The following is a 2,305-nucleotide window of genomic DNA, read 5'->3' on the forward strand; positions in this document are numbered from 1 at the left end:
CTGATCCAGCAAGGCCAAGGCTTCGGCGCGCTTGTAATCGGCTGCGCGGCGCCAGGTGGAAAACAGCTTGCGGTCGGCCGACAACAAGGCCATTTGCACGTTTTCCACCACCGTCAGCGAAGCAAAGGTCTCTGCGATCTGAAAGGTGCGGCTCACGCCCAGGCGCCAGATGTCGCGCGGCGCGCGTCCGATCAGTTCCTGTCCATCCAGCTGGATCGAACCGGCGTCGGCACGCAACTGGCCGTTGACCATGTTGAAGGTGGTCGACTTGCCAGCACCGTTGGGGCCGATCAGGGCCAGCAACTCGCCAGCGGCCAGTTCGAAGCTGATGCCGTCCACCGCCTGGACGCCACCGAAGGACTTGCCCAGGCCCGATACTTTGAGCAAGCTCATGAGCGCTCCTTGTGTCCACCGCGCAGGTGCGACAGCAGTTGATTGAACGAACCCGCGATGCCCAGTGGAAACAACAGCACCAGGATCAGGATGATGCCCCCCAACAGGGCCCGCCAGTAGTCGGTGTTGCGCGCCACGGTGTCGTGCAACCAGGTGAAGGTGACGGCACCGACAACCGGCCCCACCAGGGTCTGCAGGCCGCCGAGCAAGACCATCACCAAGCCGTCGATGGACTTGGCAACGTGCAGGCTCTCGGGCGAAATGCTGCCCTTGGAAAACGCATACAAGGCACCGGCCAGACCCGCGAAGGTGCCGGCGACCACAAAGGCCACCCACTGCATGCGCTTGACGTCGATGCCGATGGCGTCGGAGCGCAATACCGAGTCGCGTGACGCGCGCATGCCATAGCCAAAAGGCGAATACAGCATGCGGTGCATCCACAGCACCGCGCCGGCCACCAACGCCAGCGTCAGGTAGTAATACATTCTTTTGTCGGCCAGCCAGTCGGCGGGCCACACACCGGTCAGGCCGTTGCTGCCCCCAGTCAGGCTGTCCCACTGGTAACAAATGGCCCATGTGATCTGGGCAAAGGCCAGCGTCAACATGGCCAGGTAGACGCCGGACAAGCGCACACAGAACCAGCCGTAGACAAAGGCACCTATGCCGGCGAGCAGGGGCGCGATCACCAGCGCGACTTCCATCGGCACATCAAGGCCACGCACCAGCAAGGCGGCCCCATAGGCGCCCAGACCAAAATAGGCCGCGTGACCAAAGGAATGCATGCCGGCCGGCCCCATGATGAAGTGCAGGCTGGCGGCGAACAGCACCGCCACCAGCAGGTCGATCAGCAACACCGTCACGTATGGCGACTCCAGGGTGAATTCGGGCACCAGGGCCAGCGCCGCCAGCACGGCGGCACCGCCGTAGACGTAGAGCGGACCGGGCGCGCGCAAAGGCTGCTCGGCCGCGCTGGCGTGCCGGCTGGGCGCCTGGGGCCGGCCAAACAGGCCCCAAGGCCGCGCCACCAGCACCACCGCCATCACCAGGAACTCCACCACCAGGGTGAGTTTGGAAAACGAGATGCTCAGGCCCAGCACTTCCACCAGGCCCAGCCAGATGCAGATGGCTTTCAGTTCGGCGATCAAGAGCGCCGCCACGTAAGCACCTGGGATAGAGCCCATGCCGCCGACCACCACCACCACGAAGGCCGCGCCAATGATGTGCAGGTCCATGTCGAGGTTGGCGGGTTCGCGGGGCAGTTGCAGCGCGCCACCCAACGCGGCCAGAACAGCGCCCAGCGCAAACACGGCGGTGAACAGCCAGGCCTGGTTCACGCCCAGGGCACTGACCATTTCCCGGTCCTGCGTGGCAGCCCGCACCAGGGTGCCCCAGCGGGTCTTGGTCAACAGCAGCCACAACAAGCCCAGGACCACGGGCCCGGCCACGATCAAGAACAGGTCGTAAGAAGGAAACTGGCGCCCGAGAATGGACACCGAACCAGAGAGCCCAGGCGCGCGCGGCCCGAGCAACTCTTCGGGCCCCCAGAACCAGAGCACACCGTCTTTGATCACCAGGCCCAGGGCAAAGGTGGCGAGCAATTGAAACAGCTCCGGCGCGCGGTAGATGCGGCGCAGCAGCAAGACCTCCACCAGGGCGCCCAGCACACCCACGGCCAGGGCCGCCAGCAGCAGAGACGGCCAGAAGCCCACGCTTGCACCCAGGTTCTCCACCAGCGAGTAGGCCACGTAGATGCCCACCATGAAGAACGAACCATGCGCGAAGTTGACGATGCGCGTGACGCCAAAAATCAGCGACAGTCCAGCCGCCACCAGGAACAGCGAGGACGCGCCCGCCAGACCGTTCAGCAACTGGACAACAAAGCCTGAAAAGCTCATGGATTACCTTTTTTCGC

General features: G+C 64.3%; 2 protein-coding genes. Both read right to left on the reverse strand.

What is annotated here, in order from left to right:
• On the reverse strand, positions 1-393 hold a 393-nt coding region (locus ABYB95_RS21885; protein WP_372661933.1), incomplete at its 3' end, for an ATP-binding cassette domain-containing protein.
• Positions 390-2,288 (reverse strand): ABC transporter permease, encoded by a 1,899-nt coding sequence (locus ABYB95_RS21890; RefSeq protein ID WP_372661936.1) that lies wholly within the window; start codon positions 2,286-2,288, stop codon positions 390-392. The genes ABYB95_RS21885 and ABYB95_RS21890, both read right to left, overlap by 4 nt.
• Positions 2,289-2,305: the final 17 nt, after the last annotated feature.

This window comes from Hydrogenophaga sp. (assembly GCF_041633695.1).
Classification (GTDB): domain Bacteria; phylum Pseudomonadota; class Gammaproteobacteria; order Burkholderiales; family Burkholderiaceae_C; genus Hydrogenophaga.

What these genes read in the sequence shown, in the direction of transcription:
- ABYB95_RS21890 (WP_372661936.1), bottom strand. Translation starts at nt 2,288, where the DNA reads ATGAGCTTTTCAGGCTTTGTTGTCCAGTTGCTGAACGGTCTGGCGGGC.